25 protein-coding genes and 2 pseudogenes are annotated in these 22086 nt (G+C 50.3%); 18 read left to right on the top strand and 9 right to left on the bottom strand.

What is annotated here, in order from left to right; genetic code table 11:
- Nucleotides 1-60 precede the first annotated feature (60 nt).
- The 10 genes and pseudogenes from AACR41_RS16515 to AACR41_RS03180 all read left to right on the top strand — a co-directional run.
- A pseudogene (locus AACR41_RS16515) lies at nt 61-153 on the top strand (hypothetical protein); the annotation flags it as partial.
- Nucleotides 154-198: 45 nt separating this feature from the next.
- Nucleotides 199-837 carry an FHA domain-containing protein gene (locus AACR41_RS03220; protein ID WP_315862045.1) on the top strand — a complete coding sequence of 213 codons (639 nt, stop codon included), beginning with the start codon at nt 199-201 and terminating at the stop codon, nt 835-837.
- 210 nt (nt 838-1047) lie between these two features.
- Nucleotides 1048-2166, top strand: a complete 1119-nt coding sequence (gene nuoH, locus AACR41_RS03215; RefSeq protein ID WP_030007840.1) for an NADH-quinone oxidoreductase subunit NuoH — start codon at nt 1048-1050, stop codon at nt 2164-2166.
- A gap of 51 nt (nt 2167-2217) precedes the next feature.
- On the top strand, nt 2218-2829 hold the full coding sequence (ndhI, locus tag AACR41_RS03210; protein ID WP_012306553.1) for an NAD(P)H-quinone oxidoreductase subunit I: 612 nt from the start codon (nt 2218-2220) through the stop codon (nt 2827-2829).
- 62 nt (nt 2830-2891) lie between these two features.
- Nucleotides 2892-3509 carry an NADH-quinone oxidoreductase subunit J gene (locus AACR41_RS03205; RefSeq protein WP_030007839.1) on the top strand — a complete coding sequence of 206 codons (618 nt, stop codon included), beginning with the start codon at nt 2892-2894 and terminating at the stop codon, nt 3507-3509.
- Between the two features lie 22 nt (nt 3510-3531).
- Nucleotides 3532-3837 (top strand): NADH-quinone oxidoreductase subunit NuoK, encoded by a 306-nt coding sequence (gene nuoK / locus AACR41_RS03200; RefSeq protein WP_198158715.1) that lies wholly within the window; start codon nt 3532-3534, stop codon nt 3835-3837.
- A gap of 250 nt (nt 3838-4087) precedes the next feature.
- A complete protein-coding gene (locus AACR41_RS03195) occupies nt 4088-5554 on the top strand; it encodes a hypothetical protein (RefSeq protein WP_030007838.1) in 1467 nt (488 codons plus the stop codon).
- A gap of 166 nt (nt 5555-5720) precedes the next feature.
- Nucleotides 5721-6884 carry a cysteine desulfurase family protein gene (locus AACR41_RS03190; RefSeq protein WP_030007837.1) on the top strand — a complete coding sequence of 388 codons (1164 nt, stop codon included), beginning with the start codon at nt 5721-5723 and terminating at the stop codon, nt 6882-6884.
- A 14-nt stretch (nt 6885-6898) separates the two neighbouring features.
- Nucleotides 6899-7237, top strand: a complete 339-nt coding sequence (locus AACR41_RS03185; protein WP_012306548.1) for a circadian clock KaiB family protein — start codon at nt 6899-6901, stop codon at nt 7235-7237.
- Nucleotides 7238-7289: 52 nt separating this feature from the next.
- Nucleotides 7290-8150 (top strand): ABC transporter permease, encoded by an 861-nt coding sequence (locus AACR41_RS03180; protein WP_012306547.1) that lies wholly within the window; start codon nt 7290-7292, stop codon nt 8148-8150.
- Here the strand turns inward: AACR41_RS03180 and AACR41_RS03175 are convergent.
- Complete coding sequence (locus AACR41_RS03175) at nt 8147-9022, bottom strand: lysophospholipid acyltransferase family protein (RefSeq protein WP_030007836.1); 876 nt, start codon at nt 9020-9022, stop codon at nt 8147-8149. The two genes, AACR41_RS03180 and AACR41_RS03175, sit on opposite strands and share 4 nt — an antisense overlap.
- A gap of 69 nt (nt 9023-9091) precedes the next feature.
- Here AACR41_RS03175 and AACR41_RS03170 point away from each other — a divergent pair, with 69 nt between their 5' ends.
- The 4 genes from AACR41_RS03170 to AACR41_RS03155 all read left to right on the top strand — a co-directional run bounded on the left by AACR41_RS03170 (nt 9092) and on the right by AACR41_RS03155 (nt 13084).
- On the top strand, nt 9092-9874 hold the full coding sequence (locus AACR41_RS03170) for an NAD-dependent epimerase/dehydratase family protein (RefSeq protein WP_045442365.1): 783 nt from the start codon (nt 9092-9094) through the stop codon (nt 9872-9874).
- A 92-nt stretch (nt 9875-9966) separates the two neighbouring features.
- Entirely contained in the window at nt 9967-10773 is an 807-nt protein-coding gene (locus AACR41_RS03165) for an EI24 domain-containing protein (RefSeq protein WP_030007835.1), read from the top strand.
- Between the two features lie 347 nt (nt 10774-11120).
- The gene (gene crtR / locus AACR41_RS03160; protein WP_030007834.1) at nt 11121-12008 is read left to right on the top strand and encodes a beta-carotene hydroxylase; all 888 of its coding nucleotides are present in this window, start codon (nt 11121-11123) and stop codon (nt 12006-12008) included.
- A 14-nt stretch (nt 12009-12022) separates the two neighbouring features.
- Nucleotides 12023-13084: an Mrp/NBP35 family ATP-binding protein gene (locus AACR41_RS03155; protein ID WP_030007833.1), complete on the top strand. Its 1062-nt coding sequence runs from the start codon at nt 12023-12025 to the stop codon at nt 13082-13084.
- Between the two features lie 119 nt (nt 13085-13203).
- Here AACR41_RS03155 and AACR41_RS03150 read toward each other — a convergent pair whose 3' ends face one another.
- The 4 genes from AACR41_RS03150 to AACR41_RS03135 all read right to left on the bottom strand — a co-directional run bounded on the left by AACR41_RS03150 (nt 13204) and on the right by AACR41_RS03135 (nt 16221).
- Complete coding sequence (locus AACR41_RS03150; RefSeq protein WP_030007832.1) at nt 13204-13569, bottom strand: hypothetical protein; 366 nt, start codon at nt 13567-13569, stop codon at nt 13204-13206.
- 67 nt (nt 13570-13636) lie between these two features.
- Nucleotides 13637-14080: a SufE family protein gene (locus AACR41_RS03145; RefSeq protein WP_030007831.1), complete on the bottom strand. Its 444-nt coding sequence runs from the start codon at nt 14078-14080 to the stop codon at nt 13637-13639.
- A gap of 133 nt (nt 14081-14213) precedes the next feature.
- A complete protein-coding gene (locus AACR41_RS03140; protein WP_052349712.1) occupies nt 14214-15269 on the bottom strand; it encodes a hypothetical protein in 1056 nt (351 codons plus the stop codon).
- Nucleotides 15270-15507: 238 nt separating this feature from the next.
- Complete coding sequence (locus tag AACR41_RS03135) at nt 15508-16221, bottom strand: ABC transporter ATP-binding protein (RefSeq protein WP_052349711.1); 714 nt, start codon at nt 16219-16221, stop codon at nt 15508-15510.
- An 82-nt stretch (nt 16222-16303) separates the two neighbouring features.
- Between AACR41_RS03135 and AACR41_RS03130 the strand changes: the two genes are divergently transcribed.
- Together AACR41_RS03130 and bchM are read left to right on the top strand one after the other, a co-directional pair.
- Nucleotides 16304-16789: a CYTH domain-containing protein gene (locus AACR41_RS03130; RefSeq protein ID WP_030007828.1), complete on the top strand. Its 486-nt coding sequence runs from the start codon at nt 16304-16306 to the stop codon at nt 16787-16789.
- A 70-nt stretch (nt 16790-16859) separates the two neighbouring features.
- Nucleotides 16860-17555, top strand: a complete 696-nt coding sequence (gene bchM / locus AACR41_RS03125) for a magnesium protoporphyrin IX methyltransferase (protein ID WP_030007827.1) — start codon at nt 16860-16862, stop codon at nt 17553-17555.
- 16 nt (nt 17556-17571) lie between these two features.
- Here bchM and AACR41_RS03120 read toward each other — a convergent pair whose 3' ends face one another.
- Both AACR41_RS03120 and AACR41_RS03115 read right to left on the bottom strand, forming a co-directional pair.
- Nucleotides 17572-18420, bottom strand: coding sequence for a sulfurtransferase (locus AACR41_RS03120; protein ID WP_030007826.1), 849 nt, complete (start codon nt 18418-18420; stop codon nt 17572-17574).
- Nucleotides 18421-18462: 42 nt separating this feature from the next.
- Nucleotides 18463-18849: pseudogene (locus AACR41_RS03115) on the bottom strand (ATP-binding protein); the annotation flags it as partial.
- 49 nt (nt 18850-18898) lie between these two features.
- Here AACR41_RS03115 and AACR41_RS03110 point away from each other — a divergent pair.
- Nucleotides 18899-20029 carry a PP2C family protein-serine/threonine phosphatase gene (locus tag AACR41_RS03110; protein ID WP_012306534.1) on the top strand — a complete coding sequence of 377 codons (1131 nt, stop codon included), beginning with the start codon at nt 18899-18901 and terminating at the stop codon, nt 20027-20029.
- On the opposite strand, the gene larB is transcribed toward AACR41_RS03110, so the two are convergent.
- Together larB and AACR41_RS03100 are read right to left on the bottom strand one after the other, a co-directional pair.
- A complete protein-coding gene (gene larB, locus AACR41_RS03105) occupies nt 20026-20796 on the bottom strand; it encodes a nickel pincer cofactor biosynthesis protein LarB (protein ID WP_030007825.1) in 771 nt (256 codons plus the stop codon). The genes AACR41_RS03110 and larB overlap by 4 nt on opposite strands.
- 33 nt (nt 20797-20829) lie before the next feature.
- Nucleotides 20830-21267 (bottom strand): DUF2996 domain-containing protein, encoded by a 438-nt coding sequence (locus AACR41_RS03100; RefSeq protein WP_030007824.1) that lies wholly within the window; start codon nt 21265-21267, stop codon nt 20830-20832.
- Nucleotides 21268-21408: 141 nt separating this feature from the next.
- Between AACR41_RS03100 and trmB the strand changes: the two genes are divergently transcribed.
- Entirely contained in the window at nt 21409-22044 is a 636-nt protein-coding gene (trmB, locus tag AACR41_RS03095) for a tRNA (guanosine(46)-N7)-methyltransferase TrmB (RefSeq protein ID WP_030007823.1), read from the top strand.
- Nucleotides 22045-22086: the final 42 nt, after the last annotated feature.

Raw genomic sequence — 22086 nt, 5'->3', positions numbered from 1 at the left:
CATTCTTTTCCCTTTGACCACCCACTGTCATGATTAGTTGTCCCAACTGTAACCACCAAAATCCTGACGGCGCTGTCCAATGCGAAGCCTGTTATACCCCCTCCCCAAGCATCGGCTTGCCCCCAATGTGGCGCTAGTGTCCAAAGTAATGCCGCCTTCTGTGGTCAATGTGGTTTTAACCTGCAACAGGCCGCTCCCATGGCAGTAACAGAGGAGTTACCCAAAACTGTGGTTCCCAATGCCCCCAGTGCCAGCGCCCCCCCCACAGCTCCCCCTGAGCCCACCCTGGATTTCCCAGAGATTCCCGAAGCAGATTTCCCTGATTTTCCTGATTTTTTCGAGGAAGAAGAAGCCGCTGCCCCTGCCGTTGCCGAATCTCCAGAATTGCCTGATCCTTTCACTTTCGATTTTGAAGAACCAAGCCCTGCCCCAGGGGTGCCGCCAACGCCTGCTCCTGCTCCTGCCCCAACCACTGTCCAGGGGTCAATGCAGGCAACCCAAATTCAAGTGCAGACCGCCAGCTTGCTCCATGTGCAAACCCAGGTGGCCTTAGAAATTCCTGAACACCTCGATGTGATTCACATCGGCAAACCGAATGAGACCGTCCCACCAGATATTGATGTTTCTGGTTTTCCGAGTTCTGAAGTGGTATCACGGGTACACGCTGACCTGCGCCAAGAAGCGGGCCTCTACTATATCGAAGACACCGGTAGTTCCAATGGCACCTATATCAACCATGTGCCCCTCCCTGTCGGTAATCGACATCGACTCCGGGCCGGCGATCGCATTGGTTTAGGCAAAGGCGATAAGGTGACGTTTATTTTCCAAATCAGTTAAGGGCGATTTTCCAATCCTGGCGTTTTGCCGTGGCCATTGACGTACCTTGGTTTAGAAAAACTTATCAATAGCCCCTAAAATTCCCTAAGAGGTTCTGATAACGGAGTTTCCCGGAACAACGATATACTAATTCAGTGATGTCACTTTTGTTGGAAATCCCTGCCTCGATACATTCCCTTAACAATCCATCGTGCAGGCCAAAGAACCCCTATGAACTCAGGAATCGATCTTCAAGGTAGTTTTATCGAAACCCTCCAATCCTTTGGGTTGTCCCATGAAATTGCCAAGACTATTTGGCTACCCCTACCGTTGTTACTGATGATTATTGGCGCGACAGTGGGTGTTTTAGTCGTGGTGTGGTTAGAGCGAAAAATTTCAGCGGCAGCCCAACAACGGGTTGGCCCGGAATATGCAGGCCCCCTAGGGGTTTTACAGCCGGTGGCCGATGGTTTAAAGCTGGTTTTTAAAGAAGATGTGGTCCCCGCTAAAACAGATCCCTGGCTCTTTACCCTCGGGCCTGCTCTCGTGGTCATTCCGGTCTTTTTGTCCTATCTCATCGTTCCCTTCGGGCAAAACCTGGTGATTACGGATTTGAACGTGGGGATTTTTCTGTGGATTTCCCTCTCAAGCATCGCTCCCATTGGCCTTTTGATGTCAGGCTACTCTTCTAATAATAAATATGCGTTACTGGGGGGACTGCGTGCTGCCGCCCAATCAATCAGCTACGAAATTCCCCTGGCCCTGGCTGTATTGGCGATCGCCATGATGTCCAATAGCCTGAGCACCATTGACATTGTTGAACAACAATCTGGTTACGGCATTTTAGGCTGGAATATTTGGCGACAACCCATTGGCTTCCTCATTTTCTGGATTGCCGCCCTTGCCGAATGTGAACGACTCCCCTTTGACCTACCCGAAGCAGAAGAAGAACTCGTTGCTGGCTACCAAACCGAATATGCCGGGATGAAATTTGGTCTGTTCTACGTTGGCTCCTATGTCAACCTCGTGCTTTCGGCCCTGATTGTTTCGATTCTCTACCTAGGCGGTTGGGAGTTCCCGATTCCCCTCGATAAGCTTGCCGGTTGGTTAAATGTTGCCCCCAGCACCCCTTGGCTCCAGGTGATCACCGCCTCCTTGGGGATTATTATGACCCTCGTGAAAACCTATGCCCTGGTCTTTATTGCTGTCCTCCTACGCTGGACTTTACCGCGGGTACGCATTGACCAACTCTTGAACTTTGGCTGGAAGTTTCTCCTCCCCGTTGCCCTTGTTAACCTATTGCTCACGGCGGCCCTAAAACTTGCTTTCCCCATTGCTTTTGGGGGCTAAGGCTTCGTCGTTTCTTTCTCCTTCTTTGTTGATCTTCTCACCCTATGTCCTATGTTTAAAATCCTCAAACAAGTCGGTGACTATGCCAAGGATGCAGCCCAGGCAGCGAAGTATATTGGCCAGGGTCTCTCGGTAACTTTTGATCACATGCGGCGACGCCCCGTGACAGTGCAATATCCCTACGAGAAGCTGATTCCCTCAGAACGGTTCCGCGGCAGAATTCACTTTGAATTCGATAAATGTATTGCCTGTGAAGTCTGTGTAAGAGTTTGTCCGATCAACCTCCCCGTCGTGGATTGGGAATTTGATAAAAGCATCAAAAAGAAAACCCTCAAGCATTACAGCATCGACTTTGGGGTTTGTATCTTCTGCGGCAACTGCGTCGAATACTGCCCCACCAATTGTCTATCGATGACAGAAGAATATGAGCTGGCCACCTACGATCGCCACGAATTGAACTACGATAATGTGGCCCTGGGTCGTCTGCCCTACAAAGTCACCCAAGATCCAATGGTGACCCCCCTCCGGGAGTTGGCCTACTTGCCCCAAGGTGTCATTGACCCCCATGATCTCCCCCAAGGCAGTCAGCGGGCTGGCGAGCATCCAGAGGATATTCTCGAACGCTTACAGGCCGAAAAGCAACAAGAAACAGCAGATCAATAAAGCCAAGATAGACTAAGCAAGATTAGTGCAGGTGTGAATTTAGCAGGAGTTTTAAAAAAACTGTGAATTTAGCAGAAGGTGTTCAAATTGTTTCGTTCGTCATCCTCACGATGATGATGCTGGGGTCAGCCCTTGGGGTTGTGCTCTTTGAAAATATTGTCTACTCAGCGTTCCTGCTGGGGGGCGTGTTTATCAGTATTTCTGGGTTCTATATTCTGTTAAATGCGGATTTCGTCGCGGCAGCCCAGGTCTTGATTTATGTCGGGGCGATTAATGTTTTGATCTTATTCGCCATCATGTTGGTGAATAAAAAAGAAGACTTCAGTCAGATGCCTGGTCGCCTCCTTCGTCAGGGGGCAACGGCTCTGGTCTGCTTGGGTCTTTTCGCCCTCCTTGGCACGATGGTTTTGGTAACTCCTTGGGAATTGTCAGCAATTTCTCCGGCAGCAGTGGGCAATTCTGTGGTGGCGATCGCCAAACATTTCTTTAGCGATTTCCTCCTGCCTTTTGAACTAGCTTCAGTGCTCCTCCTCATTGCTATGGTGGGCGCGATTATCCTGGCCCGTCGCGATATTATTCCTGAGATTACAACCACAGAAGAAGGGAGTACTGGCCTCCAACTACCAGAGCGTCCTCGGGAGCTCGCTGGCGCAAATAGCCCCAAATCCAAACAAAACTAAGCTTTTCTTGACACCCATGCAAATTCAACTCGAATACATCCTGGTTCTCGCTGCCGCCCTATTTTGCATCGGCATTTACGGTTTAGTGACCAGTCGCAATGCCGTCCGCGTGTTGATGTCCATTGAGCTATTGCTAAACTCCGTCAATCTCAACTTTATGGGCTTTTCTAACTTCCTCGATCCCGGCGAAATCAAAGGACAAGTCTTTACCGTCTTTGTTCTGACTGTTGCTGCTGCCGAAGCCGCCGTGGGTTTGGCGATTATCCTTGCCATTTACCGCAACCGCAACACCATCGATATGGAACAGTTTAATTTGTTGAAATGGTAGCCCTTTAAAAACCAAGCAAAGTTAATAAACTTCATCTTTTTGAGAGGGATCAGTCCACTGGTCTCTCTTTTTTTCTTCACAAAATATAAGGTTATCAAATAATAACAAGATAAACTAAAACTTAAACTTAACTCCCAAAGGATTGAGATAACATTAAGACCACGACAGCACAAACGACCTTGTGGGATTGACCGTAGCGATCTTCAAGCATCGTCCCGTGATTGCGATAAAGATATATAAGGAAAAATACATGGTTTCGACACTTTCTCCTCAAGCAACCCAATTACCCAATATTTGCGGTCAGGAGCAGGAAATTTCAGAGATTGTCAATCACAGTGAAAAAATCTTTCTCGACCGGAGTGATCTCAATCTTGATCAAGTGAAGGCTGGGTTTGCCTGTGCCCTTCATATGCACCAACCCACCATTCCCGCCGGAACCGATGGCGCACTCATCTGCAACTTGCAGCACATGATGGAAAATCCCCACGATGGTGATAACCACAATGCCACAGTGTTTGCTTGGTGCTACAGCCGCATGGGAGAGTTTATCCCTGAGCTAGTAGCTGCAGGCTGTAGCCCCCGGATTATGTTGGATTATTCTGGCAACCTGCTCTGGGGTCTACGGCAAATGGGCCGGGAAGATGTCCTCGATAACCTTAAGAAAATCACCACAGATGCCCGTTATCAGCCCTATGTGGAATGGCTAGGGACTATGTGGAGCCATGCGGTAGCCCCTTCGACGCCCATCCCCGATTTAAAATTGCAAATTCAGGCCTGGCAGCATTATTTTGCAGAAATCTTTGGGGTCGAAGCCCTGAAGCGAGTTAAGGGATTTTCGCCCCCAGAAATGCACCTCCCCAATCATCCGGATACGCTATTTGAATACATCAAAGCCCTCAAGGAATGTGGTTACCGTTGGCTCTTGGTGCAGGAACATTCCGTGGAGCGTTTGGATGGTTCTGGTTTACACCATGATGATAAATATCTCCCCAATCGCCTGGTGGTGAAAAATTCCCGGGGCGAAGAAATCAGCATTACGGCACTGATTAAAACCCAGGGGTCTGATACGAAACTGGTGGCCCAGATGCAACCTTATTACGAAGCGAAGAGTCGCGATCGCCAGGAATTAGCGGGTCAATCAGTGCCCTGTTTAGTTTCCCAGATTGCCGATGGGGAAAATGGCGGCGTGATGATGAATGAGTTTCCTGGAGGTTATCTCCCGGCTTGGCATGACATTAAAAATGACGGTAGTGTTGTCGGTTTTAATGGCACGGAATATCTTGAACTTCTAGAAGCGAAGGGTATTACCGAAGCCGATTATCCAGTGTGTCAGGCGGTGGGCCAAGCGAAGATTTGGGCAAGACTGGAGGCCGAAAATCAAGGTGTTACGCCGGAAACTGTCAATCAGGCGATCGCCTATTTAAATGAACATGACCACCAATTCCATGTGGATGGCGCTTCCTGGACAAATGATCTCAGTTGGGTCAAGGGTTATGAAAATGTCCTGGAGCCGATGAACGAACTGAGCGCTAAATTCCACGAAAAATATGACCGCCTCGTGGCCGAAGACCCCAGCGTAACGAAAACAGAAGCTTATCAACGATCTCTGTTGTATTTGCTGTTGGTAGAAACCAGTTGTTTCCGCTATTGGGGCCAGGGCACTTGGACGGACTACGCCCGGAAGCTCTACAGTGATGGGCTTGCAAGTTTGGCTTAGGGTTTGTACTAGAGTGATGTGATGGCGAAACTCTTCTGGTCTTGGACTGGGGGAGTTTTTTCTTGTTGCGGCTTTGGCTTATCCTGGGATACTCCCTTGGTCGCACGGGCTGACGGGTTGGCCCTAATTTGCGTATGCTAAGGGAACCATTGAGCGATCGCCCACCATGCAAATTTACCTTGATTACAGCGCAACAACGCCCCCCCATCCTTTGGTGATCCAGCGGGTGCAAGAAGTCTGTGGCCAAAGCTGGGGCAACCCCTCAAGCTTACATGGTTGGGGCAATCGAGCCGCTACCCTCCTGGAAATGGCGCGGATGCAAGTGGCGAGCCTCATTGGTGCAGCGAACCCCGATGAAATTATTTTTACGGCAGGGGGCACCGAAGCCGATAACCTGGCGATTTTTGGCATTACAGACCAGTACCGAGAGCCGCAACATTTGATTATCTCCCAGGTGGAACATCCGGCGATCGCCAAGGCCGCAGATTTCCTCGCAACCCAAGGCTGGCAAGTGACACGCCTCGGAGTTAATCGTCGTGGCCAAGTAGATCCTCAGGATCTAGAAAAGGCGATTCAAGCCAACACGGTTTTAATTTCGGTGATCTATGGCCAGAGTGAAGTGGGCACCATTCAACCCATTGCGGAACTGGGGGCGATCGCCAAAAAACATCACATCACCTTTCACACCGACGCAGTTCAGGCCGTGGGACGCATTCCCATTGATCTCCGCCAGCTTCCCGTGGATTTGCTTTCCCTGTCTGGGCACAAAATCTATGGCCTCCAGGGGGCTGGTGCGTTGTATGTGCGCGACGGTATTAAACTTCAGCCCCGACTCTACGGCGGCGGCCAAGAACACAATTTACGCTCCGGCACCCAAAATTTACCCGGCATCGTTGCTTTGGGCATGGCCGCTGAACTCGCCGAGGAAACCATGCCTCAAGAAATTGAACGATTGAGTCGCCTCCGCAATTTTCTGTTAAACCGAGGGAGCAGTAGCCCACATCTACAAATTACAGGCGATCGCCATGCCCGCTTACCCCACCATGTCAGTTTTGCCTTGCGCCAAGATTCGCCCCTCCTGGGCCTAACCGGGAAAACCCTCGTGCGTCAAATGAACCTCGCTGGCATCGGCATTAGTGCGGGGTCTGCCTGCCATAGCGGTAAGCTCAATCCCAGCACAACCCTGAAGGCGATGGGCTATAGCGATCAAGAGGCCCTCTCCGGAATTCGCTTAACCCTAGGTGCACAAACTCAAATGGAAGATATAGAATGGACGGCGATCGCCCTCGAACAAATTTTGCAGCGACAACCTACCGTGCTTCTGGCATAACCTGACCCAAATACATGGCTTCTGACTTCTCTAAGGATCCCTCCCCGCGGCTAGATCCAAGCCCTCCCATCCACCACAAACAAAATGAATTCTATGTGCTTTATCTCTACGTTGCTGGCAGTAATAGCCATTCCCGCTGGGCGATCAACGAACTAGAAAGCATTTGCAGCGAATATCTGCCCGGACGCCACGAAATCCGGATCATTGATATTTACGAGCACCCCGACCTCGCTGAGTCAGAACGGATTGTTGCGACCCCGACTCTGATCAAAAAATTGCCGCCCCCCTTGCGAAAGTTTATCGGCGATTTATCTGATCGAGAAAGTATTCTGATTGGTTTAGATATTTGGTAAAAGCCATGGGGAGAGACCGCCCAACCGCTATACTGACAGACGTTCTGTTTTAATGTGGGCTGTTATGGCAGGGGAAAATCCTGAGGCAAAACTTTCGCGTCGCCTGGCTCTGGTGGGGGTGACGCTTACCGGGCTATTTGTGGCGATCGCCCTCGGCGCACCCTTATTAGAAAATGTCGGCTGGCTGAAAGACCCCCTCGATTCCCTCAGTTTCCCGATCCATAGTCCTCCTAGTTGGAACCATTGGTTTGGCACCAGTCGCCAGGGTTACGATGTCTTGTCTCGCACCCTCTTTGGTACCCAGGCAGCCCTCAAGGTAGTGCTGCTAGCCACGAGTCTCAGTTTAATAATCGGCGTCCCCCTGGGGATGGTGAGTGGGTATTTTGGTGGCAAGGTAGACCGGGTGCTGCTCTTCTTAATGGATACGATTTATACCCTACCGGGATTGCTGTTGTCCGTTACCCTCGCCTTTGTGGTGGGCAAAGGAGTGATTAACGCGGCGATCGCCTTGAGTATTTCCTATGTGCCCCAATATTTCCGTCTTGTCCGCAACCGCACCACGAGCGCCAAAACAGAATTGTTTATCGAAGCAGCCCAGGCCATGGGCGCAACGCCGAGGCGAATTTTATCGAAATATTTGTTTCTCAATGTAATCCAGAGTGTACCGGTACTGTTTACCCTCAATGCTGCTGATGCGATTTTAATCCTGGGGGGATTGGGCTTTTTGGGTTTAGGTTTGCCCGATGGCACGCCGGAATGGGGCCATGATTTGCGCCTCGCCCTCGATGCTTTGCCAACGGGAATTTGGTGGACGGCGCTGTTTCCGGGGTTAACGATGACCCTGATGGTGATGGGTTTATCTTTGCTAGGGGAAGGCTTAAACACCTGGCTAAATCCTGCGAACCGTCGCTAGGAACAACTTTTAGGGCGAGATTCGACCTCCGCGATTAATTGGTCTAATTCCCGTTGCATTTCCCCTAAAACCCGCTGATAGCAGGCTTCAACATAGGGGCGATCGCCCGCCGCGGCCCGGCCATATCTTTCAAAGCGAATTGGTGGACAGACCCGTGTGTACATTTTTGTGGGTAAGGGAAAGTTGGGCAGGGGGCCAAAGGCGACGCCCCAGGGTAAACCGAGATAAATAGGAAAAACTTCTGGGTCGATGTTAAATAGCCACGGCAGGTTAAACGCTTTTAAAAATTCTTTGAGGGGTTCATAGATATCTTCAATGACAAAAATACTGTCGTGGGCTCCCCAGGAAATCAGTGGCACAATGGGCACCCCCTGGCGCAGGGCCAGTTTAATAAATCCCCGCCGCTCGGCAAAATAAATCTGATTTCTTTGGGCATGGGGCCGGAAGACATCTTGGCCACCTCCGGGATAGACAAGGACATTGGCCCCGGATTTCAAAGCGGCGATCGCCATTTTCGGGTGGGCCTGCACTGCCCCCGTTTTGACCGCAATTTTTGCTAATTCTGGGAAAGCGAGCCAAATATTGCGATGCATCAGGCCATAGGTGGGCCTTTCAACTCCATACCGCCGAAACCAGTCATACATCATCATCCACATATCCGGTGCCGCAAGGCCGCCATTGTGGGAACCAACCCCTAACACCGGCTCAGCCGTCGGCAAATTTTCCCAGCCGCTCGTTTCTACCCGAAAGTAAAATTTGTAGAGCCACTCCCAGAGGGGCAGCAAACGCCGGATAGTTTCTGGGTCGCGCCCTTCTAAAGACCAGCCATCCAAGGGCGGATCCAGGGGCGGAAATGGCGGAAAAAGGGGCATAATAGCGATAAAACAAGACTTTACAATGCTTAAAATTATGGCACGGTTTGTTAAGGAGGAATTCCCTTGGTGAAAATTGCAATTATTGGCTGTGGCTATGTGGGCCAGGCGATCGCCAAGCAGTGGACAACTGCGGGTCATCAAGTGACCGTGACAACAACGACCCCCGAAAAAGTCTCCCAGTTACAAAGCATAGCCCACCAGGTGAAAGTCCTTAGCGGTGATCAACCAGAAGCCCTCCAGGAGCTTTGTGAAGGCCAAGATGTTATTCTTTTGGCCGTGGGTTCCAAGGGGCGCACCGAAGCAAATTATCGGCAGGCTTATCTCAAAACAGCCCAAAACCTCGCCCAGGCCCTCACCCATAACGACACCGTTAAACAGGTGATTTATACCAGCAGCTACGCCATCGTCGGCAATCACCACGGTGCTTGGGTTGATGAAAAGACCCCCGACAAACCACCTCATGTTTTTGCAGAAATTCTTTTGGCAACGGAACAAACCCTAAAGGCGATCGCCACCGATGCACGTCAGGTTTGCATTCTCCGTTTGGGGGGAATCTATGGTGAAGGGCGGGAAATTAAAAAAATTTTCCAACGGGCCATGGGCCAGGTGCGGCCTGGTGACGGCAGCGAATATGGTAACTGGATTCATTTAGCAGATATTGTGGCAGCGATCGAGTTTGCCCAGATCCATAATCTGAGCGGTTTATTCAATCTGGTTTGTGATGAACCACTGCCCCGGCGAGAATTACTCTCTCGTTTGGCCGAAAAATATGCCCAGGCCCCAGTACGTTGGGATGCGAGCCAACCCTCTGATCGCCCCTTAAATGTGCGTGTATCTAACCAAAATTAAAAAATTTAGGGTTTACATTCCGCCATCCGACCATTGAAGTTTAGATTGAAAGACAGAGAATTACGACTCAAGGTAGAGTTGACCCGAAAAATATGCCCATTGACTTCATTCGGGGGGCCAGTTACCCATTCCGCGCCGCGAGATTTTTTTCCCGTCACCCGAAGCTTCTCCAATATTTAGCGATTCCCCTTGGCGTCAATGTTGTGCTGGGGGGATTGCTCTATACTTTTTCTCTGCGCTGGGCGTGGCGGACGGCGGGGGCTGGCTACACTTGGATTAGCACCAGTCTGATTGGTTTAATTGATCGCTTGCCTGCCTGGTTGCAGTGGTTAGATTACGGCGCAAATTTTCTGGGGGGATTGTTAGGCCTGATTTTCATTGCGGCAGTGTTTATTGCTGTAGGACTACTGCTGGTGCAGTTTGGCGTTATTCTTGGTGCCCCTTGGTATGGCCAACTCTCAGAACAGATTGAAAAACTCCGCACCAGTCGCCTGGAAATTATTGAAGTGGGTATTCTCCGCGACATTGGCCGCGCCATTCTCTTTGAACTAAAAAAATTAGCCTTGGTTTTGGCGATCGCCCCTTTGTTGTTTGGGATCAACTTTTTGCCGGGGATTGGTAGCGTGCTGTCCTCCCTGGGAGGCTTGGCGGTGACTTTAACGATCATTTGCCTTGATTTTTTCGATGCCACCCTTGAGAGGAGGCGATTTACATTTCGTCAAAAGTTGCGACAAGTTTACCGGGCCTTGCCGGGGAGTGCGGGGTTTGGGCTGGTTTGTCTAGGGTTGATCAGTTTGCCTTTTCTCAATCTCGTGACAATTCCCCTCTGCGTTGCCTCTGGCACTTTGTTTGTGTGCGATCGCCTGTTGCCAAAGCTAAATCCCCCAGCCAGCGATTAGGAACCGAGAACAGGATACTCTCTTAAACTCTTCCCAATGCAGGAAAACCGATTGTTTATCAATCACGCCACGGAACATTAATCCTCTTAATTGTCAAACTCCACGAGGCGATCGCCACGGAAGAAGACGATAAACTTCAGAAAGTAACCGTGGACTTGGTATTTTACAAACGCAGCGAAGCAGCAAATGGCTAGCTTGAAATTAGCCTAGAAACGTTGAATTACAAGCGTTTTTTGTTTTTTCTAAACAGTGTTTATGGCACATCAAGGTTTATGAATTAGCCTTAAGTATTGTAAACTACCCAAGGATTAACCAAATTTCACAGACATCGAGGAGAACAGGAGCTTATGACGGCGGCGGCAGCGTCATCATTGGTAATGTCAAGGGAGTATTTGCGTCCCCCTGGTGGGATGAACCCCAATGTGTGGATGGTCATCATCGCAGTAGGATTGATCGCCACCTCCGTGGGAGGCTATTGGTTTTGGGGTTGGTATGACTGGATTTGCTTCCTAGAAAACGTTTTAGCGCTGCACCTTGCGGGAACGGTGATCCACGATGCGTCCCACCGTGCCGCCCATAGCAACCGTGCGGTCAATACCATCTTGGGCCATGCCAGTGCCCTAATGCTGGGATTTGCTTTTCCGGTCTTTACCCGAGTCCATCTGCAGCACCACGCCCATGTCAATGATCCTGAAAATGATCCGGATCATTTCGTTTCGACTGGCGGCCCCCTCTGGATGATTGCAGCCCGTTTTTTCTACCACGAAATCTTTTTCTTTAAGCGTCGTCTGTGGAAAAATTACGAGTTACTGGAGTGGTTCCTTAGCCGTTCTTTTTTAGGGGTCATTGTCTACCTGGGCATCCAGTATGGTTTTATTGGCTACATCATGAATTTTTGGTTTGTCCCGGCCCTGGTGGTTGGTATTGCCCTGGGTTTGTTCTTTGATTATTTGCCCCATCGTCCCTTTGAAGAACGCGATCGCTGGAAAAATGCCAGGGTTTACCCAAGCAAGCTCCTCAATCTTTTGATCCTTGGGCAAAATTACCACCTGGTTCATCACCTGTGGCCCTCGATTCCTTGGTATAAGTATCAACCCGCCTATTACTACATCAAGCCCCTGTTAGATCATAAAGGTTCTCCCCAATCATTAGGGCTGCTCCAGGGAAAAGATTTTCTCAGTTTCCTCTACGATATTTTTGTGGGCATTCGCCTGCACCACAAACCCAAATCCTAAATTTTCCTGAAGTTATGGCTGATACCCAAGCAATTCTGGCTGCCCTCCGTCCCGTTCAAGATCCTGAGCTTCAAAAAAGCCTGGTGGATCTCAATATGATCCGCAATGTCTCTGTGGAGAATGGTACGGTGAAATTCACCCTGGTGCTCACAACGCCCGCTTGTCCCCTCAAGGAATTTATCGTCGAGGAGTGCAAAAATGCTGTGCTGCCTTTACCTGGGGTAAACGCTGTGGATGTGGAAGTCACCGCCGAAACGCCTCAACAGAAAGCACTGCCTAATCAACAGGGCATTGATAACGTCAAAAATATCATTGCCATCTCCAGCGGCAAAGGGGGCGTTGGTAAAAGTAGCGTTGCGGTGAATGTGGCGATCGCCCTGGCCCAAACTGGCGCAAAAGTCGGCCTCTTGGATGCAGATATCTACGGGCCAAATGTGCCGAACATGATGGGCATTGGCGAAGTCGAAATCAAGGTCGATAAAACAGGCGGCCAAGATATTCTCCAGCCAGAATTTAACCATGGGGTCAAACTCGTTTCCATGGCGTTCCTGATTGACCCAGACCAACCAGTGATTTGGCGAGGGCCGATGCTCAACGGCATCATTCGTCAGTTTCTCTACCAGGTGAACTGGGGCGAACTAGACTATCTCATCGTTGATATGCCCCCTGGTACGGGTGATGCCCAACTAACGATGGCCCAGGCGGTGCCCATGGCCGGTGCTGTCATTGTCACCACCCCCCAAACCGTTTCTCTCCTAGACTCGCGCCGGGGCCTCAAGATGTTCCAGCAAATGGGAGTGAATGTGCTGGGAATTGTTGAAAATATGAGCTATTTTATTCCGCCGGATCTGCCAGATCGCCAATATGACCTGTTTGGCTCTGGGGGCGGCGAAAAAACCGCGAACGAATTGGATGTGCCTCTCCTCGGCTGCATTCCCCTAGAAATTGCGCTCCGGGAAGGGGGCGACACTGGTACACCGATTGTGGTCGCCCAACCAGAATCTGCTTCAGCCAAAGCTTTAGTTACCATCGCTAAGGCGATCGCCGCGAAAGTTTCTGTGGCGGCCCTCGCTTAAATTGAATACTTAAATCCAACTGATCGGCATAAAAAAGGGGGCCAACGCCCCCAGCTTTTTAGTGAATATTTCTGAAAATCCTGAAAATCACCGTCGAAAATCGCAATAGTTCTTAACGATTAGCGGTTGATTTTCTTCGCCATGTTACGGAACATGTCCATGCTGCTATCGACCTTCAGGTTAGGACGAGGTGCTGCCGGGGTAATGGGAGTGCTGGCGGTTTCAGAAGAAGTCTTGGTTGCTTCCGTTGCCTGGGATGTGGCTTGTTGATTTTTGTTCAGTTTACGGGCGATCTCCGAGGAGACTTGGGTGACAACGGTCGCGCCCTCTTGACCCTTAAGTTTCGGGAAAGTCCGCTTAATAGTTACGGATTTCTTCATCAATTCAGTATCACCAAGGGTCTGGGCTTCTTCAAAGTCGAGGAAGTAATCACCCTTAGGAGCTTCGTTCTTTTTCTTGCCGCCAAATAAGCCAAAAAGTGCCATAGGATTTAAATTTTCTTTTTTTAACAAACAACATTACTTGTTGTAAATGATATCAAAATTTTCTCATTTATGAGTTGGAACTCGCTTCTAACCCCACTTCAAAGCCCCTTGCTTTTTTTTGCATCATTTTAAAAATGTTGTAAAAACCGTTGGCCCTAGACGGCGTTAGGCTCACATTCAATCCCGTTTCTTCGATGAAATCTGGGGTGACCGCCAGGATCTCGGCGGGCGATAAACCATTTAAACCTGTAATCAGTAGGCCCACCAATCCTTTCACGAGCTGGGCGTCAGAATCCCCATGGTAAGTCACTTTGCCCGCTTCGTAGTCTGCTGTGATAAAGACCTGGGAAACGCAACCATGGACTTTATTGTTGGCGTTTTTCTCACTGTCGGCCATGGGCTCGAGCTTATTGGCGTACCACAAAAGCTGTTGATATTTTTGTTTGGGATCTGTTTTTCGCTTAAACCGACTGACGATCTTTTCGAGGTTTGCAGGTAACGTTCTAGGCATAATCACTTAAAAATAAACGTCGATAAAATTTGCAACTTCTATTGTTAAATATTGTGACAAAAAAAGATTGGCGATCGCCACTGGGTCAATCACCAACGGGGTCTTAGGGAGACCCAATATTTTAGGACAGCAATTAGTTCCGTAAAAAGGCTGGTAGATCCACCACTGCCGCAGACATCGGCCGCTTCTGGCTCCGGGGACTGTTGAGGGTCGGCGCTGGCCAGTTGTGGTTGGTTTCTGCTTTGGCCGGGGTGCCCATGGGCGCACTGACCCGTCGTTTTGTCACTGGGGGGGTAATCCGTAGGGCGGCCTTTAGGCTCATGGTGGGCTTCAGGATTGAAGCGGCCCCGGCGGATTCTTCCATTTCTTCAATTTCTTCTTCGAGGGCCGCTAACTGACGATCCAGGTCAGCTTCGGTATTTGGATCTGCTTTGGCGATCGCCGGCATTGTTGGCTCAGCTGTCGCTGTTTCCGGCTCAGACCAGGGTTGAATATTCGACGCCTTGGGCATGGAGGCTTCCCCGGTCGCCAAATCGTTTTCGACGGGAATATCCGCGCATTCATCTAGGGCTGATTTGTACTGTAAGGTGTAGCGTTGTTGCCGCTGGAGTCGCACCTGGAGATCCTTAATTTCCTGTTCGGCGGCGAATAGTTTTTGCTGCTGCTCGTTATAGGCTTCCTGGAGGAGGGCACATTCGCGTTCGATTTTCGCCAACTGAGTTTGGCTGGTTTGGAATTTGTATTCTAGTTCTGCGAGCATCTCTTGGTATTGGCGGGCATTTTGTTTGGCTTGTTCGAGTTCTTGCCCCAACTGACTGAGCTGTTGCTGGCTCGTATTCAGTTCGTCGCTTTGCTGGGTAATGAGGCTGTCGGCGCTGCGGGAACGGATAATGTGTGCCTGGAGTTTTTCTTGGGATTCGGCCAAGGCTTCTTCGAGTTGAACAACGGTTTTGACCAGTTCGCGGTTGTGCTGCCTTAGTTTGTGGGCAATGACATAGCCATCGGCGTTGGGATTCGGTTTCGGAATCGTCGGGCTAGGACTCACAGACTCTGGTTGTTGTTTTTCAGAATGACCCGGATCTACGGCACTGGTCGCTTCGGTCTCGGGGGCCTGGGGCGGAGACTGATTGAGGTTCGCTTCGGTCTCGGGGGGCGTGGGCTCTGGCGAGGGGAAGTTAAAGTTGCTCATAGTTGTGCTGATGTAGACGGGACGCGAAAGGAAAACAGGAGAGGCAATGGGGTTTTGCTCTGCAGTGTAACAAGGGATTTGGCCGACTTTGACAAAATTTGCGAATTTTATCGTTTTTTTAATGGACTTATCCCCAAGGAATTATGGTGGTGGGATAGGGTTCCCCAAAGTCTTGTCCCAAGTGTATCTGAATTGAACCATGGCGATCGCCAAATTGCATACCACTCCCGTAGGATTCTTAGGGGCTTGGGGCCAGGGCCACTTGGATCATTTCCGCAGGACTGAGGTTTGGGTGGGTAATACTGCCATCCCGGAGCCAGATAATCCGCTTGGTTTGCCGGGCCACTTCCGTTTCGTGGGTGACCATCACCACGCTCATGCCGTCGTCGTGGAGGGTCTGAAATAACGCTAAGATTTCTTGGGTGGTTCGGGAATCTAAAGCCCCGGTGGGTTCGTCCGCTAGCAGTAGCAAGGGTTTGTTCACAATCGCCCTGGCGATCGCCACCCGTTGTTGTTGTCCCCCAGAGAGTTGGTTGGGACGATTATAGAGACGACTGCCCAAGCCGACTTTGGTTAAAGCGGCGACGGCCCGGTCCCGCCGTTCGTGGGGAGGAACATTGCCATAGACCATCGGCAAAATCACATTTTCAAGGGCGCTCATCTGGGGCAAGAGATGAAATTGCTGGAAAACAAAGCCAATATTGCGATTCCGGATGGTGGCCAGTTGGCGATCGCTGAGGGTGGCGACATTTTGGCCATCGAGGAAATAATCGCCACTGGTGGGCTGATCGAGGCAACCAATGATGTTCATCAGGGTTGATTTGCCGGAACCCGACGCTCCCATAATGGCGCAATATTCTCCCGCTTGGATGCTGAGTTTTACCTGTTTGAGGGCATAGATTTGGGTGTCCCCTTGGCCGTAAATCTTGGAGAGATTATGAATTTCGATCATTGATTTTTGTTGGCGATCGCACAGTTGATCTTCATTCTAGGCCACAATCTTTGGGGTCTGCTGCTGTGGAGGTTTTCACGCTATGCCCCAAGAAATTGAACGGAAATTTCTCGTCATCGGCGATCGCTGGCGGGATCTGGCCCCAGGGATTCCCTATCGCCAAGGCTATCTCCAACGGACGCCCGAAAAAACGGTGCGGGTGCGCATTGCCGGGGAGCAGGCTTTTTTGACCATTAAAGGTAAAACCGAGGGGATTGGGCGCTTGGAATTTGAATACCCAATTCCCTTAATCGAAGCCCTAGAAATGCTAGAGCATCTTGGCGATCGCCCCCAGATTGAAAAAATCCGCTACCGCATTCCCCTCGATAATTTCCTCTGGGAAGTCGATGAATTTCTCGGCGAGAACCAAGGCTTAATCCTGGCAGAAATTGAACTCACAGATGCTGATCAACCTTTCCCAAAACCCAATTGGGTTGGCCCTGAAGTGAGTCACGAACCCCGCTATTACAACGCCAACCTCGTTAGCTATCCCTACTGTCAATGGTCTCCCACAGAACAATCACCCTAGGGTTTCCCAAAGCTGCTACATTATTGAATCGATAACAAAATCTTTTAATTTTTTCTAAATCCAAAGCGCCATGACCTCCTCCCTCAATGACAAAACCATCGTCAAAGATTATTTCAATGCCAAGGGCTTTGACCGTTGGCGGCGCATCTATGGTGACGGGGATGTCAACAAAGTCCAGGCTGATATCCGCGTCGGGCACCAACAGACCATTGATAAGGTGGTGGCTTGGCTCAAGGCCGATCAAAATCTCAACCTCAGAAGCATTTGTGATGCTGGCTGTGGGGTCGGTAGCCTCAGTATTCCCCTCATGGAGGCCGATGCCCGCTCAATCTATGCCAGCGATATTTCTGAAAAAATGGTCGGAGAAGCCCAGGAACGGGCCGTAAAAATCTTTGGCAACACCCCTAATCTAAAGTTTGAAACCAAAGATCTCGAAAGCATCAGCGGCAAATACAACACGGTGATTTGCTTGGATGTGCTGATCCACTACCCCACCGAGGATGCGGCAAAAATGATTGCCCACTTGGCATCCCTCAGTGAAGATCGCTTGATCTTGAGCTTTGCGCCGAAAACGTTTTGGCTGACGATCCTCAAGAAAATTGGTGAATTCTTCCCTGGCCCCAGCAAGACCACCCGCGCCTACCAACACAAGGAACAGGATATCCGCCAAATCTTAATCGATAACGGTTTTGCGATCGCCCGCACCGAAATGACCAGTACCCGTTTTTACTATTCCCGTTTGTTGGAAGCGGTTCGCCTCCGGTAATATTGCCTGAAATTTCCTAAGGAGACTTTGTATCGAACGAGGGGGCTACGTAGGAACACCAATCACTCCAGCCCCCAGGGTACAGTTTCAAATTATGGTGGCCCGTCAGCTCCAAAGACAGCCAATTGACGCAGGCCGTGACCCCGGAGCCACAATACAGCACGATCTCTTGATTAGGGGATAGGTTTTCCCAGAGGGTTTGTTGCACTTCCGGCGGTTGAGCGAACCCTTGGGCATCGGTAACTTGTTTCCAGGGGACATTGAGCGCCCCAGGAATATGACCAGCAATTGGATCAATGGGTTCAACTTTTCCCAAATAGCGATCGCCATCCCGGGCATCGATCGCCAGCCGTTGATTGTCCGTCGCAATCAGTAAATCCTGACGATTAACCACCAATTGAGGTTGGGGATTTGGCTCAAATTGGCCGGGTTTAAACCCAGGAATATCAGCGGCGATCGGCGCTTGGGCAGTCTGCCAGGCCGGAAACCCGCCATCTAACAGGCGGGCTTTGTCGTGGCCATAGTATTTGAGCAACCACCAAAACCGCGCCCCAAAAGCACAGTAAAAGTCGTCATAGATAATCACTTCGGTGCGATTGCGCTCAATGCCGAGGCGAGAAAGTAACGAAACAAAAGCTTCTGGGTCAGGCAAAGGATGACGCCCCCCATGTTGTTGCACAGGGCCAGAGAGATCCCGATCCAAATGCAGGTAATAGGCCCCAGGAATATGGCCTTGTTGGTATTGCGTTTCCCCCCAGGTCGGATCATTGAGCCGAAAGCGACAATCCACAATGACAAGGTTGGGATCAGCTAGGCGATCGCCCAATTGATCAGTGGTGATGAAATGGGAAGATAAACGGGGCATCAGATGTTTAACGATATGTAAATAATTCTGTTGCCGCTGGGGATCACGGCGATAGGTGAGATGATTGGCCACTTTCTGCAAAATCATCATGCCACGCCCCCCCGCATCTTCTAGGGTGGTTTGTTGGTGTTGTTGGGTGGCGTAATATTGCTCTAGGTCAAAGACAGTGGGGCTATGGTCCCAAATGCGGATTTCGAGGCTATGGTGACTGAGGCAGAGTTCAACGGTGATCTGGTACTGCTTGAGATCTTCGCCGTGGGCATGGCGAACAGCATTGGTAAATCCCTCAGCGATCACGATTTTGCACTGGAGCCAATCTTGGCTGGCCAGGTGATGACGCAGTTGAAAAGCCTCACAGTGCTGGAGGACTTGGTCTAACTGAGCCGTATCACTGGGAATTTGGAATTGAAATTGGTCTAAGATAGCCAAAGTACAGCCATAAAAAGGGATAGTCTCCCTTGGTAGTTTAGCTTAAGTAATGCCTCAGATTCTTGTCATTGATGATGACCTTGCCATGCGGGTTCTCTTGGAACGGACCCTCAAACGTAAGGGTTATCAAGTCACCACTGCGAGTGATGGCAAAACGGGATTGGACTTGGCGATCGCCACCCGGCCCGATCTCATCATTTCCGATTGGATGATGCCGGAAATGAATGGCATTGAAGTCTGTCAAGCAGTGAAACAACACCCCGATCTCTCGACTACCTTTTTTATTTTGTTGAGTGCCCTAGATGCCGTCGAAGATAAGGTGATGGGTTTAGATGCGGGAGCCGATGATTTTCTCTGTAAACCCATTAGCAGCCACGAACTAGAAGCCAGGGTTAGATCTGGCCTGCGAATCTGTCGTCTCACCCAGGATCTGACTGCCCAGAAACGCGCTTTAGAGTCGGAACTGACCGAAGCCGCCCAATACGTTAAATCCCTTTTACCAGACCCCCTCTATCAAGATCATTTACAGATCGATAGCTGCTTTATTCCGTCTTCCCAATTGGGGGGCGATGGCTTTGATTATTTTTGGCTCAGTCCCCAGGAACTGGTGTTTTATCTTTTGGATGTGTCGGGCCACGGCCTCAAAGCCGCACTTCCTTCCATTAGTATTTTGAACCTCCTGCGATCGCGGAACAAAACTAAAGGTCTTGACTACCGCAGCCCCCAGGCTGTTCTGAATCACCTCAACCGCACTTGCCAATTTCTCGAACAGCAAGGGCAATACTTCACCATGTGGTATGGGATTTATGACGTGGATGACCGGATTGTTACCTATGCCTGTGCGGGCCATCCCCCGGCGGTTCTGGTGAAGCCCAATACTGGTGAACCGCCGCAATTATTAAAGGCCCAGGGGTTCCCGATTGGGATGTTGCCACCCGACCTCAGCATCTACGAAGAACATAGCCTTTATCTGCCGTTTAATTCCCGCTTGTATTTGTTTAGTGATGGGGTCTATGAAAATACGGCGGCCCTAAACCACAAACAGCAATGGAATCTGTTTTTGAACTTTCTACAGCGGTTCCAAGGCACTTCTCTCCAGCCTCTGGTCAAAAGCATTGGCGATCGCCTGCACCAAAATCACCTCGAAGACGATTTTTCACTGTTGCGTTTGACCCTCTAGCGTAACTTTGCCGCCGTCCGCAAAATTTGTCCCGCCAAGATCGCCGCCCCAAAGCCATTATCAATATTCATCACACCGATGCCCGCCGCACAGGAATTAAGCATGGTCAGCAGAGCAGAAACGCCCCCAAAACTCACTCCATAGCCAACACTGGTGGGCACCGCAATCACAGGGCAATCGGCCAAACCTGCCACCACGCTAGGCAAAGCCCCCTCCATGCCCGCCACCGTAATCAGAACGTCTGCTTGCTCGATTACATGGCGATGACTTAAAAGACGATGAATTCCGGCCACCCCCACATCCCAAAGGCGATTTACCACAAAACCCGATAACTCTGCGGTGACAGCCGCTTCTTCGGCTACGGGGAGATCGGCAGTGCCAGCGGTCAAGATCGAAATCGTCCCCCGATGGCGTACCTGGGGCGGTGCCTGGATGAGGGCACAAATGCGGGCTTCGGGGAAATAGGTGAGGTTATGTACCTTGGGCTGCAGTTGGTGGTAGGTCTCCACATCAATGCGGGTAGCCATGACAACCGGGTGGCGATCGCCCATCGTTTGCATAATTTGGGCAATGTGATCAGGCGTTTTCCCTGGCCCCCAGATCACTTCCGGAAAGCCCGTGCGCAGTTGGCGGTGGTGGTCAATTTTGGCAAAGTCACCCACAGCTTCAAAGGTCAAATGCTTCAGCTCTGTCAGCGCATTTTGGGGACTAACTACCCCCTGGGCCACCGCTTCGAGTAACTGTTTGAGGGCCTCAGGATCGCTCATGGATAACCTTGTCGGTACAGATCGCGCCGCGCCTTAGTTGAGAACTAACCATTTTTGGCCATTGAGCCGCTGGAGCACATAGCCGACCATCAAGGGAAGATTCACCCGACGTTCATCGATCATGAAAGACTCTAGGGTGCTGTGGGGGGAGCCATCCGTCGCAAAAGACCAAGCTTTCTGACCTTTGATGTCTGCATCAATGAAATAAAGGATAAATTGCCGTTTGTTGTTGAGCCAACTGCCTTGAACCTGCCAGCAGACTTGGGATTCTAAACCTTTAATGGGAATATTCGTTTCGATAAATTTGAGACCCATGTCCCCAATGCCATTTTCCTTGAGGGCAGTTTGTAGATCCGGGAGGAAGTGATTCTCAATAAACTCCGCAAAGGGTTTGTCTTCTACTGCGGGGGGCTTTTCCTTTTTTTTCGCGGCGGGGGCTGCTTTGGATTTGGGATCGGTGGTTTCTGCCATAGTCTGCCGAAAAGTTGAGGGGTTCACGAAGGGCAAAGGGTTTTTGCTCTTTTTCATTTAAGCATATCCAAGTTTAGCGTGGGGGACGTGGCACAATGGGATGGCAAATTTTTTCGTTGGACATTTTTAAGGAGTGAGTTCGTGGGGCGATCGCGCGTTCGACAGCATGTCAATCCCTTAACCGATAAGTATCAACAGGTGTTTCAGATGCCAGATTGGTCAGATCTTTTTGCTGATCTAACGGCTCCTTTACACCTCGATATTGGTTGTGCGCGGGGGCGGTTTATTTTAGAGATGGCCCAACGGTTTCCAGAGCGTAATTTTGTTGGGGTAGAAATTCGCGAACCCCTCGTGGACGATGCCAACGAAATCCGGGATCAACTGGGGCTAAAAAATCTTCACTACGTTTTTGCGAATATTAATACTTCTCTCCAGGTGCTGTTGGACTCCTTGCCGACGGAAACTTTGACTTGGATCACGATTCAATTTCCTGATCCTTGGTTTAAGAAAAAGCACCACAAACGCCGGGTTGTGCAACCAGATCTAGTCGATATTCTGGCGAAACATACACCCCAAAAGCTGGTTTTGTTTTGTCAGTCGGACGTTGAAGAAGTTGCTTTAGAAATGAGAGAAAAATTTCTGGAGCATGAAAAATTCATCCTCACCCATGATTCGTTTTGGCTAAAGGAGAATATTTTTCCAGTGCCGACGGAGCGGGAAGTCGCCACGGCCAACAAAGGCGAACCTGTCTACCGTTTTCTTTTGCATAAAAAATGAAGAAAGTAGCGCGTAACAGATGCCTTGGCGATCGCCCCTAAA

Source organism: Picosynechococcus sp. NKBG042902, from assembly GCF_963864045.1.
GTDB lineage: Bacteria > Cyanobacteriota > Cyanobacteriia > Cyanobacteriales > MRBY01 > MRBY01.
Note: the sequence above shows the minus strand (reverse complement) of the source record. Positions and strands in the feature narration are given on the sequence as shown.

What these genes read in the sequence shown, in the direction of transcription:
- AACR41_RS03180 (WP_012306547.1), top strand. Translation starts at nt 7,290, where the DNA reads ATGTGGGCTGTTATGGCAGGGGAAAATCCTGAGGCAAAACTTTCGCGT.
- larB (WP_030007825.1), bottom strand. Translation starts at nt 20,796, where the DNA reads ATGAGCGATCCTGAGGCCCTCAAACAGTTACTCGAAGCGGTGGCCCAG.
- AACR41_RS03110 (WP_012306534.1), top strand. Translation starts at nt 18,899, where the DNA reads ATGCCTCAGATTCTTGTCATTGATGATGACCTTGCCATGCGGGTTCTC.
- AACR41_RS03140 (WP_052349712.1), bottom strand. Translation starts at nt 15,269, where the DNA reads ATGAGCAACTTTAACTTCCCCTCGCCAGAGCCCACGCCCCCCGAGACC.
- bchM (WP_030007827.1), top strand. Translation starts at nt 16,860, where the DNA reads ATGACCTCCTCCCTCAATGACAAAACCATCGTCAAAGATTATTTCAAT.
- AACR41_RS03220 (WP_315862045.1), top strand. Translation starts at nt 199, where the DNA reads ATGGCAGTAACAGAGGAGTTACCCAAAACTGTGGTTCCCAATGCCCCC.
- AACR41_RS03130 (WP_030007828.1), top strand. Translation starts at nt 16,304, where the DNA reads ATGCCCCAAGAAATTGAACGGAAATTTCTCGTCATCGGCGATCGCTGG.
- AACR41_RS03120 (WP_030007826.1), bottom strand. Translation starts at nt 18,420, where the DNA reads ATGCCCCGTTTATCTTCCCATTTCATCACCACTGATCAATTGGGCGAT.
- AACR41_RS03155 (WP_030007833.1), top strand. Translation starts at nt 12,023, where the DNA reads ATGGCTGATACCCAAGCAATTCTGGCTGCCCTCCGTCCCGTTCAAGAT.
- AACR41_RS03165 (WP_030007835.1), top strand. Translation starts at nt 9,967, where the DNA reads ATGCCCATTGACTTCATTCGGGGGGCCAGTTACCCATTCCGCGCCGCG.
- AACR41_RS03150 (WP_030007832.1), bottom strand. Translation starts at nt 13,569, where the DNA reads ATGGCACTTTTTGGCTTATTTGGCGGCAAGAAAAAGAACGAAGCTCCT.
- AACR41_RS03175 (WP_030007836.1), bottom strand. Translation starts at nt 9,022, where the DNA reads ATGCCCCTTTTTCCGCCATTTCCGCCCCTGGATCCGCCCTTGGATGGC.
- AACR41_RS03195 (WP_030007838.1), top strand. Translation starts at nt 4,088, where the DNA reads ATGGTTTCGACACTTTCTCCTCAAGCAACCCAATTACCCAATATTTGC.
- ndhI (WP_012306553.1), top strand. Translation starts at nt 2,218, where the DNA reads ATGTTTAAAATCCTCAAACAAGTCGGTGACTATGCCAAGGATGCAGCC.
- crtR (WP_030007834.1), top strand. Translation starts at nt 11,121, where the DNA reads ATGACGGCGGCGGCAGCGTCATCATTGGTAATGTCAAGGGAGTATTTG.
- AACR41_RS03190 (WP_030007837.1), top strand. Translation starts at nt 5,721, where the DNA reads ATGCAAATTTACCTTGATTACAGCGCAACAACGCCCCCCCATCCTTTG.
- AACR41_RS03100 (WP_030007824.1), bottom strand. Translation starts at nt 21,267, where the DNA reads ATGGCAGAAACCACCGATCCCAAATCCAAAGCAGCCCCCGCCGCGAAA.
- AACR41_RS03185 (WP_012306548.1), top strand. Translation starts at nt 6,899, where the DNA reads ATGGCTTCTGACTTCTCTAAGGATCCCTCCCCGCGGCTAGATCCAAGC.
- AACR41_RS03145 (WP_030007831.1), bottom strand. Translation starts at nt 14,080, where the DNA reads ATGCCTAGAACGTTACCTGCAAACCTCGAAAAGATCGTCAGTCGGTTT.
- AACR41_RS03135 (WP_052349711.1), bottom strand. Translation starts at nt 16,221, where the DNA reads ATGATCGAAATTCATAATCTCTCCAAGATTTACGGCCAAGGGGACACC.
- nuoH (WP_030007840.1), top strand. Translation starts at nt 1,048, where the DNA reads ATGAACTCAGGAATCGATCTTCAAGGTAGTTTTATCGAAACCCTCCAA.